The sequence below is a fragment of the Mycolicibacterium chlorophenolicum genome (assembly GCF_001044235.1).
Lineage (GTDB): Bacteria > Actinomycetota > Actinomycetes > Mycobacteriales > Mycobacteriaceae > Mycobacterium > Mycobacterium chlorophenolicum.
The window spans coordinates 39876-55201 of record NZ_JYNL01000023.1; the positions used below are offsets into that span (position 1 = coordinate 39876).

Genomic DNA, 15326 nt, shown 5'->3' on the forward strand with positions numbered 1-15326 from the left:
CTAGGGCGTGGGTGGCGGCGGTGGCGTCTCGGTGACCGTCTGGGTCTCGGTCTGCGTGACGGTGCTCGTGCTGGTACTGACCGTGGTCGTCGGCGACGTCGTGGTGGTCGTCGGTGACGTGGTCGTCGGCGTGGTGGTGGTGGTCGTCGTCGTGGGCTCGGTGGTGGTCGGCTCCGTGCTGGCGGTCGTGGTCTCGGCCGCCGTGGACGTCGGCGCGACCGCCGGGGCGGAGCTCGAGGTCAGGGGCGTCAGCGACGAGGTCGTCGGCTCCGACGGGGCATCCCCGGTGATCGCCCGGGCCAGACCGTAGATGATCAACGCGATCAGGACGGCGCCCACCGCACCGAACGACACCAGCGCCACCGGTTTGCGGTACCACGGAACTGCGGCGCCTTCGTCGGCCGGCGGCTGGTCGTACCCGTAGTTGCTGAGCTGCGTCGGCTCGTCTTCGGAGTAGTAGTTCTCGTCGTCACCGGATCCGTATCGCGCCACGGATCCCGATAGTAGGCTCTCGCCGCTACGGCGCCGGGTAGAGCGTGCGTGTCACGTTGGTCCGGGGACGTTTGCGGGTGGTGGTCGCGTCGCCGTCGTCCTCGCGGGTGCGGGGCGTGCGCGTCGAGCGCGGTGGGCCGGATGTCTCCGTGCCCGAGGTCTCCGACGCGGACGTGGTCGGCGAGGTCGACTCCGGGTTGATATCGGTCGTCATCGGGGGGCTCGTGCTGGTGATCGTGCCCGTCGTGGTGGGCGTCACCGACGAGTCCTCGGTGGTCGAGAAGGTGGGGTCGACGAAGTTCAGCGGGGCCTGCTCGGGTTCGTTGAACTGCCGCGACACCCACGACGCCGAGGTGATCAGCACCGCGATCAGCGCGATCGCGGCGATGCTGGCGCCCAGCAGCGTGGAGGTCCGGTTGTGCCACGGGACCGACGGCGGCTCGGGACGCGCATCGTCGTCTCGATCCCGCCTGGTCACGGCCACCGATAGTAACCGCGGTGCGCCGGGATCGGCTGGTCAGCCGAATTGGGGGACGACGGCCTCGGCGAAGAACTGCACCTGGTCGAGATCGGACATGTCCAGAAGCTGCAGGTAGACCCGCTCGACCCCGGCCTCGACGAACGGGCCGAGCTTGTCGACGATCTCGTCGGGAGTGCCCACGGCCGGAGAATTGCTGCGCAGCTCGTCGACCTCGCGGCCGATCGCGTCGGCGCGCCGGGCGATCTCCGCGTCGTCACGACCGGCGCAGACCACGAACGCCGCGGAATAGGTCAGCGAATCCGCCGCGCGGCCCGCCGCCTCGACCGCCGCAGCGACCCGGGCGTATTGCGTGGTCAGCGTCTCCAGCGGAACGAACGGGATGTTGAACTCCGCGGCGAAGCGCGCCGCCAGCGCGGGTGTGCGCTTGGCGCCGCCACCGCCGATGATGATCGGCGGGTGCGGCGACTGGACCGGCTTGGGCAGCGCGGGGGAGTCGGCGACGGTGTAGTGCTCGCCGCTGTAGTCGAACGTCTGACCCGCTTCGGTGGTCCACAGACCGGTGATGATCTCGAGCTGCTCGGTCAGCCGGTCGAACCGCTCGCCCAGCGGCGGGAACGGGATCGCATACGCCTTGTGCTCGGCCTCGAACCAGCCTGCGCCGATGCCGAATTCGACTCTGCCACCGCTCATCTCGTCGACCTGCGCCACCGAGATGGCCAGCGGCCCGGGATGGCGGAACGTCGCCGAGGTGACCATCGTGCCCAGCCGGATCGTCGACGTCTCGCGGGCCAGACCCGCCAGTGTCACCCAGGAGTCGGTCGGGCCGGGCAGCCCGTCCCCGCTCATCGCGACGTAGTGATCCGACCGGAAGAAGGCCGAGTAGCCGGCGCTCTCGGCGGTCTGCGCCACCGCGAGCTGATCGGCGTAGGTGGCGCCCTGCTGGGGTTCGACGAAGATGCGGAAGTCCACGGTTCTCAGCCTAGGGTCACAGTCCGCCGCGTGACGCCTTCACCCTCTCGACCAGGTCGGCGGGACCGTCGAACTCGACCCGGGCCTCGTCGCGCCCGGCGACGAACAGCAGCAGCTCGCCGGGATCGCCGGTGACGGTGAGCTGCGGCCCGCGTCCGACCGTCGCCACCTTCTCGCCCTGGGGAGTGCGCAGCACCACCTTCGCGGGCGCGCGGCGCAGGGTCAGCCGCGCCATCATGCCCACCGGGCGGCGCAGCGCGCCGGCGGTCTGCACGTCGAGCGGGCGGGGCTCCCACCCGGGCCGCGCCCGCCGCACGTCCTCGTGGTGGACGAACATCTCCGCCACGTTCGCGATCGGATCCAGCAGCTTGAACGGCGAATACAGCGGCGGCCCGTCGGCGACCTGGTCCACCAGGGCGTCCCAGTCCGTCGAGGCCGACACCTGCTTCTGCACCCGCTCGGTGTAGTCGGCGAACGCGGGGATCAGGATGCCGGGCGCGGCGTCGAGCCGACGCTCCCGCACCACCAGGTGCGCGGCCAGGTCCCGGGCGTCCCAGCCCTCGCACAGCGTGCGCTCGTCGGGGGCGGTGTCGCGAAACGTGGCCACCAGGGCGGCGCGTTCTCGCTGGGCAACGGTCATGTCCGTCGGTTCCTTTCAGCCGAGCGCGCGATCGAGGTTGATCGCGGCGCTGATCAACGACAGGTGCGTGAAGGCCTGCGGGAAGTTGCCGACCTGATCGCCGGTGGCGCTCACCTGCTCAGCGTAGAGACCGACGTGGTTGGCGTAGGTGAACATCTTCTCCAGCGCCAGCTGGGCGTCCCGCAGCCTTCCCGCCCGGGTGAGCGCCTCGACGTACCAGAAGGTGCACAGCGAGAACGTGCCCTCCTCCCCGTCGAGGCCGTCGTCGCTGTTCGGGTCGTACCGGAACACCAGGCTGTCGGTGACGAGCTGGCGTTCGACGGCGGCCAGGGTCGACAGGAATCGGGGATCGACCGGCGAGACGAACTTCACCATCGGCATCAGCAGCACACCGGCGTCGAGCGTGTCACCGTGCTCGAACCGGGTGAACGTCTCGAGCTCGGCGTTCCAGCACGCGGTCATGATCCGGTCGTAGATCTCGTCGCGGACCCGCGACCAGGTCACCAGGTCGGCGGGAAGGCCGCGCTGGCGAGCGATGCGGATGGCCCGTTCGAGTGCCACCCAGCACATCAGCCGCGACGTGGTGTTCGCCTTGTCGCCGTCGCGGACCTCCCACATCCCGGCGTCGTCGCGTTCCCAGTTGTCGACCACCCAGCCGATGACGTAGCTGACGTCCGACCAGGCGTCGTGGCTGATGCCGGCTCCGTATTTGTTGAACAGGTAGACCGAATCGATCAGATCGCCGTAGATGTCGAGCTGCAGTTGCTCGGCGGCGGCGTTGCCGACCCGTACCGGCGTCGAGTCCAGATGCCCACGCAGATGGTCGAGTTCGATCTCCTCGGGTGCGTTGCCGTCGATGTCGTAGAGCACCCGCAGCGGCCCCAGGCCGTCGGCTTCGCGGTCGCCTCGGCCGAGCCGTTGCGACAGCCATTCGATGAACGCGTTGGCCTCGTCGTTGAAGCCCAGCCGCAGCAGCGCGTACAGACTGAACCCGGCATCGCGCATCCACACGTAGCGGTAGTCCCAGTTTCTTTCGCCGCCAACGGTTTCCGGCAAGCTGGTGGTGGGTGCTGCGATGATCGCGCCGGACGGCTCGTGGGTGAGCAGTTTCAGCGTGATCGCCGACCGCTCCACCATCTCGCGCCAGCGCCCCCGATAGCGCGACTGCGCCAGCCAGGTCCGCCAGAACTGGGCGGTCGCCTCGAACAGGGCGTCGACGTCGTGCGCGTCGTCGGCATCGCCGTCGGGGCTGTCGAGCACCTCCAGCACGAACTGCGCGACCTCGCCGGTGCGGACCGTGAACTCGGCGCCGACCACCCCGTCGTCCACGGTGAGATCGGTGGTCGAGGTCAGCGTCATCGCCAGCTCGTCGGAGCGGAAGTCGATCCCGCCGGCGCGCGAACTCACCGCGAAACGCGTTCTGCCGTAGTCCGGTCGGGCATCGAGGGTCATGCGCACCGTTGTGGTGCCCCGCACCGCGACGATCCGGCGGACAAGACGCTGCCTGTGCTCGGCGTCGCCGGGCCGCAGCACCGGCATGAAGTCGTGCACCTCGACCACGCCGTGCTCGGTGAGGAACCGGGTGATCAGCGTGGCCGATTCGGGGAAGTAGAACTGATGTGACGCGGCGCTGTCGCAGACCGGCGTCAGCCGCCAGCTACCGCCGGTTTCGGGGTCCAGGATCGCGCCGAACACGCTGGGCGAATCGAACCTCGGCGCACAGAACCAGTCGATGGTGCCGTCGGTCCCCACCAGTGCGCAGGTCCGCAGATCGCCGATCAATCCGTGCTGCGCGATCGACGGGCCGTCATGCATCGGGCAGCCGCCACCCGCGCGGGCCCGGCAGCCTCAGCGCGGATTCCGGCCCCCACGAGCCCTTCTGATAGGGCTGCACCGACGGCGGGTGATCGAGCACGGGTTGGCACACCTGCCAGAGCCGGTCCACCTCGTCGCCGCGGGCGAACAGCGTCTGATCCCCGCGCATCACATCGAGCAGCAGCCGCTCGTAGGCGTCCAGCGCGTCGTCCTCGTGCTCGGTCCGGGCCAGTTCGAGGTGGGCGCCGAGCGGCTCGACGGTGGTGTCGGGGCCGGGCCGTTTGACGTTGAGAACCAGTGTCGCCAGCGGTGTCTCGCTCAGCTCGAGGGCCAGCTGATCGGGTTGCGGCGCGGCCCCCGGAAACGGTGACGGCGGGGTGCGGAACGTCACCGTGACGGTACGTCGGTTGTCCGCCAACGCCTTCCCGGTGCGGAGGTAGAACGGCACCCCACGCCACCGGTCGTTGTCGACGAACGCTTCGAGCGCGACGAAGGTCTCGACCTGCGAGTCGTCGGCGACGTCATCGTCGTCGCGGTAGCCGTCGAACTGGCCGAACACCACCCGGTTCGGGTCGAGCGGACGCATCGCCTGGAACACCGCGGCTTTGGCTTCCCGCAGCGCGTCCGCGTCGACCGTCTCCGGTCGCTCCATCGCGACGAAGCCGAGCACCTGGCACAGGTGGGTGGTCACCATGTCGCGGAAACATCCGGTGGACTCGTAGAAGCTGCCTCTGCCCTCCAGGCCGAGGTCCTCGGGCACGTCGATCTGCACGGACTCGACATGGTCGCTGTTCCAGGCGGATTCGAGGATCGCGTTGGCGAAGCGCAGGGCGAGGATGTTCTGCACCGCTTCCTTGCCGAGGAAGTGGTCGATGCGGTACACCCGGTCCTCGTCGGTGACCGAGGACACCGTGGCATCGAGTGCCCGCGAACTGTCGAGGTCGGTGCCGAACGGCTTCTCGATGATCATCCGGGCGCCGTCGGCGAGCCCTTCGCGGCCCAGCATCGCGATCATCGACTCCATCGCGGTGGGCGGCACCGACAGATAGATCACCGTCTGGGCGTCGGCGCCGACGTCGGATCGCGCGCCATCCACCGCGGACGCCAGATCAGAGCCGTCGTCGGCGCTGGCCGTCTGAAAAGACAAGCGCTGCAACAGCGTGTCGACGACGCCGTCGTCGAGATCGTCGACCGACTCGGACAGGCCGGTGCGGACCGAATCACGGAACGCGTCGATGCTGTCAGGCGCGCTGCGTCCCGATCCGATGATCGCGTAGTCCTCGGGAAGGTGCCCGGCGGCGGCGAGGCGGTAGATGCTGGGGAACAGCATGCGGCGGGCGAGGTCGCCGCGGGCGCCGAACAGCACCAGGACGAACGGGTCGACGGTCATGTGGGTGACTCCTGAAGGTTCAACAGGGCGTTCTCGACGACTTCGCTGAGCGCCGGGTGGATCCAGTAGGGCCGGCGGGCCAGTTCCGGGGCCGGAACGCCGAAGTTCATGGCGACGACGAAGATCTGGATGAGACTGGCGGCCTGGGCGCCGATGAGGTGCGCGCCGAGAATGGCGCCGCCGGGTTCGGCGAGCACCTTGCACAGACCGACGGTGGCCTCCATCGCCCATCCGTAGGCCACGTCGGGATACTCGGCGACGCCGACGCGGTAGTCGAGCCCGTCGCGCCGGCAGTCGTCCTCGGTCCGCCCGATGGACGCGATCTGGGGGTCGGTGAACACTGCCGACGGCACCAGGTCGTGGCTGATCGCGTGCAGATCGTCAGGGTGCTGCAGGTTGTGCCGGACGACGGCGGCTTCGCGGTTGGCGACGTGTTTGAGCGGGATCGGGGTGCTGACGTCGCCGAGGGCGAAGACTCCCTCGGCGGAGGTGCGGCAGTACCGGTCCACCGCGATGCGTCCGTCGTCATGGGTGTCGATGCCCGCCTTCTCGACGTCGAGGCGGTCGCTGTTGGAGCGCCGTCCCGCGGCGACCAGCAGCGTGTCGGCCTGTACCGACGAGCCGTCGTCGAGCTCGATCGTCAGATCGCCCGGGCGGCCCGAGATCCCGACCAGCTCGGTGCCGCACCGCACGTCGTACGTGTCGCGCACCAGGTCCGTGTACACCTGCCGCACCGCGTCGTCCTGCGGCCCGCCGAGCAGGCGGCCGGACTTCTCGATGATCGTGATGCGACTGCCGGCGGCGGCGAAGACGTGGGCGAGCTCGGCGGCGATGTAGCCGCCACCGAGCACCGCGAGGTGGTCGGGTGGGGCGTCGCGGCGCATCACGGTGTCGGAGGTCTCGTAGGGCAGGCCCGAATCCGCCACGGCCTCGGGCACCACCGGGCGGCTGCCCGCCGCGATCACGATCCGCTCGGCCTCGATCTCGACCGTGCCGTCGGCGGTCGCGACCTCCAACCGGCGCGGGCCGGTGAACCGCGCGTGCCCGTTGTAGACGGTGACGAAATCGCTGTCCCGCCGACCCTGTTCACCCTGCGCGGCCACCGCGTCGGTGCGGCCGAAGACGCGGTCCCGCACGTCGGACCATCGCATGTGCGGAGTGCCGGCGTCGACGCCGAACCGGGACGCCGTGCGGACGGTGTCGGCGACCTGGGCCGTGTAGGACAGCATCTTCGACGGGATGCATCCGTAGTTGACGCAGGTGCCGCCGAACTGGCGATCGTCGATGATCGCGACGTCCAGATCGGCGAACTGATCGTCGACGACCATGTTGCCCGAGCCGGCCCCGATGACAACGAGGTCGTAGGTGTGCACCCACCCGCTGTTCCCGGTGGGTCTTCGCTGTCAAACCCGGTGCGGGTAACTGATGTGTGACAGCTAGAAGCTCTCGACGCCCTCGACGCTGATCGTCATGCCGTGGCCGGTGCCGTCGTTGGTGAACGTGGTGCCGTCCTCGCTGGCGTCGATGGTCCAGCCGAGCGCCGAGTAGGTGCGGTAGTCGAGGGTGACGGCCGGGATCGCGCCGAGGTTGCCCAGTACCCAGCTGACCCGGCCGTCGGCGGTGAGGCGCACGCCGTTGGCCGGTTCGCCCTCGACCTCGGGTGCGTTGGTGAACGCGGACTCGCAGCCGACCTCCTGCTCGTCGAGCTGGCAGCGCGTCTTGCCGGACTTCGTCTGGATGAACACGTAGCCGTTCTGCGGGCTGAGCACCTCGCCGGACGGCGCGCGGGTGGGTGCCGTCGGCGACGGCGCGGGTGCGGTGGTGACCGGCGGGGGCGTCGACCGGCTGGGCCGGGGCGTCGGGAAGTCGGGTTCGATGCCGGTGTCGGGGCTGCGCGTCGCGGTGCCCTCGATCGACGACTGGCAGCCGGCGAGCACGGCGACGGCCAGCACCCCCGCCGTCACCAGCCGCATCGTCACCTGGCCCAGCGTACGCAGAGTGTGGCCGGTGTGACGGAAGTGACTCGCGGGTGTCGGATTGTCCCGCACCCGATCGGCGGGCGTTGTGGGCTGAAAAGCGCGTAGTGCACTACGCGAGCGTCTCGCTGGTGCGCTCCCTAACGTCCCGTACCGATAGCCCAGGCCGCGCGCGGCCGGGACTTGTTGGGATCGGTAGTCGACCGACGGGTGTCGGCTTGTCGCGACAACGTCGAACGGGAGCGGAAGAGAAGATCATGGACTCAACGAAACGGATGTCGTGGGCCGGGGGGATGGCCGTCGCAGTCGGTGTCGGAATGGCGATCGCCTGTCCTGCAACGGCCGTCGCCGAGCCGTCCCCGTCCTCTCCGTCAGCCTCGGCCGACGCGTCGGCATCGTCCGGCAGGGATTCGGCGTCAGGTGCGAAAACCTCGACCGACCACCCGGACCCGGCCAGGGGCTCCGAGGACCAGGAAGCCGAACCGGCTCGTGCGTCGGAAACCGGGTCAGGCCGAAGCGTCGTCCGCCACCGACGCGACGATGACGGTCCGGCTCCCAAGCGGCGCGCGCGGCGGTCCGCTCCCGCTGCTGAACCGCCTCAGGCGGTCGATTCCGGGTCGACGGAAAAGGTGACGGCCACCGCGGAAGTTCCAGAGAGAAAGGTGCTTTCGGATTCGATCACGGTGCCCGCTGCGACGACTCCGCCCGCGCCGGCGGTGCCGCTGCAGTCGCCCGGCGTGTTCGAGTGGCTGTCGATGGCCTGGCCCGAGGCCCGGCGCACACGATTTCCAAAGACCCCGACCACCGGCTACGACCCGACCGAGAACATCCAGACCCTTGATGCCAACGGATTGGTGACCGCGGTGCGCGGTGACCTGGTGGCGCGCGGCGCCGACGACGGCCCGTTGACGTTCACGATCACCAAGCGGCCCCGCAGCGGTTCAGCGGTGGTCAGCCCCGACGGCACGTTCGTCTACACGCCGGGCCGTGAGATGGCGGCGTCCGGCGGCACCGACCGGTTCGTCGTTCGGGTCGCCGACGTCAGCGCTCCTCGCAGCGCACACTCCTTTGCGTTGGGGCCGGGCTTCGGGCGCAGCACCACGACCACGGTCGACGTGGCCGTGTTGGCCAACTGCGCCGGGGCGTGCCTGGCCCACCCGATCAAGGTGATCGACACGATCGAGGTCGGCGAGGCCCCGGACGGGGTGGCGTTCAGCCCCAACGGCACGCGGGCCTATGTCGCCAACGCACTCGACGACACCGTGTCGGTGATCGACACGGCGACCAGTTCGGTCACCGCGACGATCCCGGTCGGAGAGATGCCGCGCGGTGTGGCGGTCAACCCTGCAGGCACGCGCGCCTACGTCACCAATCTCCTCGACGGCACCGTGTCGGTGATCAGGACGAGCACCAACACCGTCGTCGCGACCATCCCCGTCGGCACCTCCGCAGAGCGAGTCGCCGTGAGCTCGGGCGGCTCCCGCGTCTATGTCATCGGATCCCAGGAGAACGGAAGCACGCTGTCGGTCATCAGCGCTGCGTCCAACACCGTCCTCTCCGCAATCTTCCTCAACGGCACCGGGTACGGCCTCGCGGTCAACCCGCAGGGCGGCAGCGTCTACGTCGCCACGCAGATCGACTGGCTGGACAAGGTCGACATCGTCACCGAGGCGGTGACCCACGTCGACACCAACGCAGGCTGGCTGTCGGGGATTGCGTTCAATTCCCTCGGCACCCGCGTCTATTACGCCAGCCGGGACGACGGCACCGTGACCGTGCGGAGCACCAACACCGATGCCATCATCGCGACCATCAACGTCGGTGAGGATCCGCGGGGTGTGGCGATGAGCCCGGACGGCACTCGCCTGTACGTGGTGAACAAGGAAGACGACACGCTGTCGGTGATTCGAACCTCCACCAACACCGTGCTCGCCACCATCGACGTCGGCGACTCGCCCAACGAAGTGGCGATCAGCCCCGACGGCACCCGCGCCTATGTCACCAACAGCTTCAACGACTCCGTTTCCGTACTGCAGGTGTGATTCACGGGGCCTTAGCGTGTCGTCGGGTCAGGCGGGTGCGACCGCGGGTTCGCCGAACTGGCGGTCGAAGTAGCGGTGCAGGGCGTCCATGGCGGGAGTGAACGACACACCGCGGTGCCACGCGAGCCCTATCCGCATGTCCGGGACCGGGTCTCGCACGATCACCGTGTCGACCCGCTTGCCCTCGAGCGACCAGGGGCGGTAGACCATGTCGGACAGGATCGCCACCCCGTTCCCGTTGGCGACGATGCTGCGGACGGCCTCGATCGAAGAGGTCTCCATCAGGATCCGGCGCGTCAGGTCGCCCCAGTAGAGGCGCGTCGTCACGTCTGCCTCGTCGACCGTCAGCTGTACATAGGGATGCTCGGCCACATCGGCGAGGCCGATCTCGCCCAGCCGCGACAACGGATGGTCCGGCGCCAACCACAGTCGGCGCTGGGAATGCACGTACGTCTGATGTTCGAGTTCGGGGCTCTGCAGGTTCGACGTCAGCACCAGTCCGAAGTCCAGGTCTCCGCAGGCCAGCCTTTCTTCCACGTCGGGCCGGCCCATTTCGAGCCAGGAGAAGTCGATGTTGGGGAAGGCGATGGTCAGCCGTTGAATCTGGTGCGGCAGGAAATACGCCATCACCGTATAGGTGACCCCCACCCGTAAGCGTCCGTGCGGATCGGTGTCGGTGGCCGTCACCAGCGCAGCCTCGTCGACGAGTCGGAGGATCTGACGGGCTTTCGGGAGGAACTCGGATCCGGTCGGCGTGAGCTCGACGCCACGCGAGCCACGGGTGAACAGCCGCTGACTGAGGAGGCGCTCCATCTCCTGCACCGCCATCGTCACCGACGACTGCGAGACGTACAGGCCGCGCGCCGCCGAGCTGATCTGGCCCGCCTCGGCCACCGCCACGAAGTAGCGCAGCTGGCGAATGGAGAAAGACACGGACAACGTCCCTGCGTAGCAGCGGGTATCGGATTTCCTGATAACAATACATAGAAATATTGAACTTGTTGATCAATTGCGTCGCTCCTACCGTCGGATGAAGGGAGGAGCAGAACATGCGTACAACCCGAATCGACATCAACTGCGATATGAGCGAGGGCTTCGGAACCTGGATGTTCGGCGACGACGTCGACGCCCAGATGATGCCCCTGGTGAGTTCGATCAACGTCGCCGCCGGATTCCATGCCGGCGACCCGAGCACGATGGCCAGGACCGTGGCGATGGCCAAGGACCACGGCGTCGGCGTGGGAGTGCATCCCGGCTTCCGGGATCTCGTGGGCTTCGGCAGGCGGCACATCCAGGCGACGGCCGCCGAACTCGTCAACGATTCGATCTACCAACTGGGCGCCCTGCGGGAGTTCGTCCGCCTGCACGGTGTGCCGTTGCAACATTTCAAATTGCACGGGGCGCTGTACATGCACGCGGCCCGCGACGAGGAGTTCGCCGAGGCGCTCATCACGGCGCTGCAGGTCGTCGACTCTGAGCTGCCGGTGCTCGTGATGGGCGGTTCGGTGATCGACGGTGTCGCCCGGGCGCACGGTCAACCGGTGATCCGTGAGTTCTATGCCGACCGGCACTACGGTGCCGACGGCCAGATCGTCTTCACCCGCGATGTCGGAGCGCTCGACGCCGACACGGTTGCCGCCAAGGTCCTGCAGGCCTGCCGGCAGGGCACCGTCGAAACCGTTGACGGTCAGACCATTCCGATCGAATTCGAGTCCGTCTGCATCCACAGCGACACCCGCGGCGCCTACGAACTGATGCGCACCAGCCGGGACGGTCTGGACGACGCCGGCATCGACGTGCGGTCGTTCGCCGTCGCTTGATGACCACACCACAACAAGTCAGGAGCCGAACATGAGCACCACCCACGACGTCACATCACCCCTGCCCGGCACCTTCTACCGGGCCGAGTCCCCGTCCAGCCCGCCCTTCGTCGAGGTCGGCGCCAGCGTCTCCGTCGGCGACACTGTCGGTCTGGTCGAGGTCATGAAGATGTTCAACCCGGTGACGGCCGAGGTGGCCGGAACCGTCGTCGAGATCTGCGTGGAATCCGAAGACACCGTCGACGCCGGTGACGTGCTGATGCGAGTGGAGGAAGGATAAATGGCCTCCATCAACCGATTACTGATCATCAACCGCGGTGAGATCGCGGTCCGCATCATCCGCGCCGCCAAGGAACTGGGCATCACGACGGTGGCGGCGTACAGCGACGCCGACGAACAGTCGCTTGCTGTCCGGTTGGCCGACGAGTCGGTGAACATCGGCGCCGCCCATGCCCGCAAGAGTTATCTCAACCACGAGGCGGTACTCGCTGCAGCGCAGGAATGCACGGTGGACGCGGTTCACCCGGGCTACGGATTCCTCTCCGAGAACGCCGAATTCGCGCGGTCAGTGGCCGACGCCGGGCTCATCTGGGTGGGTCCGGACGCCGAGACGATCGCCCGGATGGGTCACAAGGCCGAGGCGATCCAGACCGCCCGCGCGGCGGGCGTGCCGGTGGTGCCTGGTAGCCAGGGTCTGATCGCCACCGTCGAGGACGGCGTCGCGGCGGCCGAGACGATCGGGTTCCCGGTACTCATCAAGGCGGCCGCCGGAGGAGGTGGTCGGGGGATTCGCATCGCCACCGATGAATCGGAACTGGTCGACGGGATCGCGTCGGCCCAGCAGGAGGCCGAGGCCGCGTTCGGAGACGGCGGCGTCTATCTCGAACGGTTCATCCCGCACGCGCGGCACATCGAGGTGCAGGTGCTGGGAGACGGGGTGGATGCGGTGCACTTCTACGAGCGGGACTGTTCACTGCAGCGTCGGCGGCAGAAGATCTGGGAGGAGGCACCGGCGGCGATCCTCGACGGAGAAACGCGAAACCACCTGTGCGAGTCCGCCGTTGAGCTTGCACGTTCGGTCGGCTACTGCGGTGCCGGCACGGTCGAGTATCTCTTCGATCCCCACACCGGCGAATACTTCTTCATCGAGATGAACACTCGGATCCAAGTGGAGCACCCGATCACCGAGGAGATCTGCGGCGTCGACCTGATCCAGGCGATGATCCGAGTCGCGCAGGGCGAACCGTTGCCGTATCGACAGGAGGACATCCGGCCACGCGGCCACGCGATCGAGGTCCGGATCAACGCCGAGGACCCGGATCGCAACTTCATGCCGGGTCCGGGCACGATCGCCGACCTGCACTGGCCGGCCGGACCGGGCGTCCGCATCGACTCGATGGCATACGCGGGCTACCAGATTCCGCCGTACTACGACTCCATGATCGGCAAGCTCATCGTCTGGGCCGAGGATCGTGACGGCGCGCTGGCCCGACTCGACCGGGCCCTGTCCGAACTCGAACTGACGGGGCTGAAGACGACGCTGCCGTTCTTCGAGCGTCTCCTGACCCAAGACGATGTACGCAACAACGCCTTTCACACCACGTGGATCGAGCAGTTGCTGGAAGCGAGGACCTCATGAGCGACACCCGCTACACCTTGGGCGGTGACGAGCACCTGTTCGCCGAGTTGTCGGAAAGCATGTCGCTGGGCGCGTTCTTCCGCGGAATCCTGATCACCAAGGAACTCGCTGCACGAAACCTGCCCGGTGTCACCGAGATCTGCCCGGCCAACGCCTCGTATCAGATTCGGTTCGACCCGGATGTCCTGGACGTCGCTGATCTGCAGAACACCCTCGAGGACATCTCGGCCACGGTGGGCGAGAGCCAGGGTGTGCTGTCCACTCGTGTTCTCGAGATCCCGGTGCTCTACGACGATCCGTGGACCAACGAGACCGGGCAACGTTTCCGCGATCGGCACCAGGACCCGAACAGCACCGATCTCGAGTATGCGGCCCGGATCAACGGATACCCCGACGTGGGCAGCTTCGTGAAGGCGCACTCGGATACTCCGTGGTTCGTCTCGATGGTGGGATTCGTCGCCGGACTGCCGTTCATGTATCAGATGGTCGAACGCGCCAAGCAGATTCAGGTGCCCAAGTACCTGAAGCCGCGCACGGACACCCCGAAGCTCACCGTCGGCTACGGCGGCTGCTTCAGCTGCATCTACTCCGTCAAGGGAGCCGGCGGATATCAGATGTTCGGTGTGACCCCGGTTCCGATCTACGATCCCGAGCAACGGCTGGATCATCTGAAGGACTTCATGATCCTGTTTCGCCCGGGCGACATCGTGAAGTTCAGGCCCATCGACCGCGCCGAGTACGACGACATCGTCGCCGCGGTGGAACGCAACGACTACACCCTGGTCAGTGCGCCCGTCGAGTTCTCTCTGGAGCATTTCGAGGCGGATCCCGCGGGCAGCGCCACAACAATTCTGGAGGCACTCCATGCCCATTGAGATCACGAAACCGGGACTCGTCACCTCCGTCCAGGACGGCGGCCGAAGCGGTTACTACCACCTCGGCATTCCGCCGTCCGGCGCGATGGACCAGATCTCCTATCGCGCAGCCAATCTGCTTCTCGGTAATCCGGAGACCGCCGCGGCGCTCGAATGCGCGCTCATGGGACCGGAACTCGTGTTCACCGAGGACGCCCATGTCTGCGTCACGGGCGCGGAGATGGTGCCGAAGGTCGACGGTGAGGTCCGGCCGACCAACACCGTGCTGGAGATCGCTGCCGGCCAGACAATGGATTTCAGTTTCGCGAGCGCCGGCGCCCGGTCCTATGTCGCCGTCGCTGGCGGGATCGAGGTACCCGAGAAGCTCGGGAGCCGCTCGACCTACGCACTCGGCGGGCTCGGCGGGTTCGAGGGTCGTCCGCTCAGGGCCGGCGACGTGCTGTCGATCGGAAAGCGAACCGGCGCACCGACCGCCGACGCCCAGTTGCCGGAAGATCTGCGGCTGCCCTTGGCCAAGGAGTACACGCTGCGGATGGTTCGCGGGCTGTATGACCACCGGGTCGTGCCGGAATCGATGGACGTGTTCCTGTCGGAGACGTGGCTCGTCGCCTCGGAAGCCGATCGCGTCGGCTACCGCCTCAAGGGCGGCACACCGCTGGAGTTCGTCCCCCGAACGCCCCCGTTCGGCGCCGGAGACGACCCGTCCAACATCGTCGACGCCTGTTACCCCATCGGCTCGATTCAGGTGCCGTCGGGTGAGCAGCCGATCGTGCTCCACCGCGACGCCGTATCCGGTGGGGGCTACATGATGATCGGCACGGTGATCAGCGCCGACATGGACCTCGTCGGGCAGATGCCCCCCAACACCAAGGTCAGGTTCGAGGAGGTGTCGGTGCCCCAGGCCCTCCAGGCTCGGACCGAGCGCGCCGACCGGCTCGATCGCATCCGGCTCGCCTGCAGCTGACCCTCGGCTGACGAAAGTTGCGTGCCCAAGCGCCGGGCTGCACGCCGGCGCTTGGGCGCCGTCGCACCCAATGAGAGGCCAGGGCTGTGATTCGCCCCAGATCGCAGCCCGGAATGCGCTTCCGCGGGCAATCCCGGGAACAAATCGCGCACCTGCCCCGTTGGTCACTTCGACAGTTGAGTGAATCAGACTCAAGTTTGGCTTGACACGGCATGGCCGCGAG

General features: G+C 67.8%; 15 protein-coding genes. 6 read left to right on the forward strand and 9 right to left on the reverse strand.

Annotated features, from left to right (window positions below; all coding sequences use genetic code 11):
- From MCHLDSM_RS12305 to MCHLDSM_RS12340, 8 genes are all read right to left on the reverse strand, one after another.
- The gene (locus tag MCHLDSM_RS12305) at nucleotides 1-492 is read right to left on the reverse strand and encodes a hypothetical protein (RefSeq protein ID WP_048470343.1); all 492 of its coding nucleotides are present in this window, start codon (nucleotides 490-492) and stop codon (nucleotides 1-3) included.
- A gap of 25 nt (nucleotides 493-517) precedes the next feature.
- Nucleotides 518-970 (reverse strand): hypothetical protein, encoded by a 453-nt coding sequence (locus tag MCHLDSM_RS12310; protein ID WP_322788641.1) that lies wholly within the window; start codon nucleotides 968-970, stop codon nucleotides 518-520.
- A 39-nt stretch (nucleotides 971-1009) separates the two neighbouring features.
- Nucleotides 1010-1942 (reverse strand): LLM class F420-dependent oxidoreductase, encoded by a 933-nt coding sequence (locus MCHLDSM_RS12315; RefSeq protein WP_048470345.1) that lies wholly within the window; start codon nucleotides 1940-1942, stop codon nucleotides 1010-1012.
- Between the two features lie 16 nt (nucleotides 1943-1958).
- Complete coding sequence (locus MCHLDSM_RS12320) at nucleotides 1959-2582, reverse strand: TIGR03085 family metal-binding protein (protein WP_048470346.1); 624 nt, start codon at nucleotides 2580-2582, stop codon at nucleotides 1959-1961.
- A gap of 15 nt (nucleotides 2583-2597) precedes the next feature.
- Complete coding sequence (locus MCHLDSM_RS12325) at nucleotides 2598-4397, reverse strand: glycoside hydrolase family 15 protein (RefSeq protein WP_048470347.1); 1800 nt, start codon at nucleotides 4395-4397, stop codon at nucleotides 2598-2600.
- The gene (gene zwf / locus MCHLDSM_RS12330) at nucleotides 4390-5787 is read right to left on the reverse strand and encodes a glucose-6-phosphate dehydrogenase (protein ID WP_048470348.1); all 1398 of its coding nucleotides are present in this window, start codon (nucleotides 5785-5787) and stop codon (nucleotides 4390-4392) included. Before zwf ends, MCHLDSM_RS12325 begins: the two co-directional genes overlap by 8 nt.
- Entirely contained in the window at nucleotides 5784-7160 is a 1377-nt protein-coding gene (locus tag MCHLDSM_RS12335) for a mycothione reductase (RefSeq protein ID WP_048470349.1), read from the reverse strand. The genes zwf and MCHLDSM_RS12335 overlap by 4 nt, the downstream gene beginning before the upstream one ends.
- Before the next feature lie 63 nt (nucleotides 7161-7223).
- Nucleotides 7224-7766, reverse strand: a complete 543-nt coding sequence (locus MCHLDSM_RS12340; RefSeq protein ID WP_109788822.1) for a hypothetical protein — start codon at nucleotides 7764-7766, stop codon at nucleotides 7224-7226.
- A 659-nt stretch (nucleotides 7767-8425) separates the two neighbouring features.
- On the opposite strand from MCHLDSM_RS12340, the gene MCHLDSM_RS36000 reads away from it, so the two are divergent.
- Nucleotides 8426-9805 carry a beta-propeller fold lactonase family protein gene (locus MCHLDSM_RS36000; RefSeq protein ID WP_053082968.1) on the forward strand — a complete coding sequence of 460 codons (1380 nt, stop codon included), beginning with the start codon at nucleotides 8426-8428 and terminating at the stop codon, nucleotides 9803-9805.
- Between the two features lie 27 nt (nucleotides 9806-9832).
- Here the strand turns inward: MCHLDSM_RS36000 and MCHLDSM_RS12350 are convergent, their stop codons facing one another.
- Nucleotides 9833-10738 carry a LysR family transcriptional regulator gene (locus MCHLDSM_RS12350; protein WP_048470350.1) on the reverse strand — a complete coding sequence of 302 codons (906 nt, stop codon included), beginning with the start codon at nucleotides 10736-10738 and terminating at the stop codon, nucleotides 9833-9835.
- 116 nt (nucleotides 10739-10854) lie between these two features.
- Between MCHLDSM_RS12350 and MCHLDSM_RS12355 the strand changes: the two genes are divergently transcribed.
- Genes MCHLDSM_RS12355 through MCHLDSM_RS12375 form a run of 5 tightly spaced genes read left to right on the forward strand, consistent with a single transcriptional unit; the run spans nucleotide 10855 to nucleotide 15103 of the window.
- Nucleotides 10855-11625 carry a 5-oxoprolinase subunit PxpA gene (locus MCHLDSM_RS12355; RefSeq protein WP_048470351.1) on the forward strand — a complete coding sequence of 257 codons (771 nt, stop codon included), beginning with the start codon at nucleotides 10855-10857 and terminating at the stop codon, nucleotides 11623-11625.
- A gap of 31 nt (nucleotides 11626-11656) precedes the next feature.
- The gene (locus MCHLDSM_RS12360; protein WP_048470352.1) at nucleotides 11657-11905 is read left to right on the forward strand and encodes an acetyl-CoA carboxylase; all 249 of its coding nucleotides are present in this window, start codon (nucleotides 11657-11659) and stop codon (nucleotides 11903-11905) included.
- Complete coding sequence (locus tag MCHLDSM_RS12365; protein ID WP_048470353.1) at nucleotides 11906-13264, forward strand: acetyl-CoA carboxylase biotin carboxylase subunit; 1359 nt, start codon at nucleotides 11906-11908, stop codon at nucleotides 13262-13264.
- Entirely contained in the window at nucleotides 13261-14139 is an 879-nt protein-coding gene (locus MCHLDSM_RS12370; protein ID WP_048470354.1) for a 5-oxoprolinase subunit B family protein, read from the forward strand. The genes MCHLDSM_RS12365 and MCHLDSM_RS12370 overlap by 4 nt, the downstream gene beginning before the upstream one ends.
- Nucleotides 14129-15103: a 5-oxoprolinase subunit C family protein gene (locus MCHLDSM_RS12375; protein ID WP_048470355.1), complete on the forward strand. Its 975-nt coding sequence runs from the start codon at nucleotides 14129-14131 to the stop codon at nucleotides 15101-15103. The genes MCHLDSM_RS12370 and MCHLDSM_RS12375 overlap by 11 nt, the downstream gene beginning before the upstream one ends.
- Nucleotides 15104-15326: the final 223 nt, after the last annotated feature.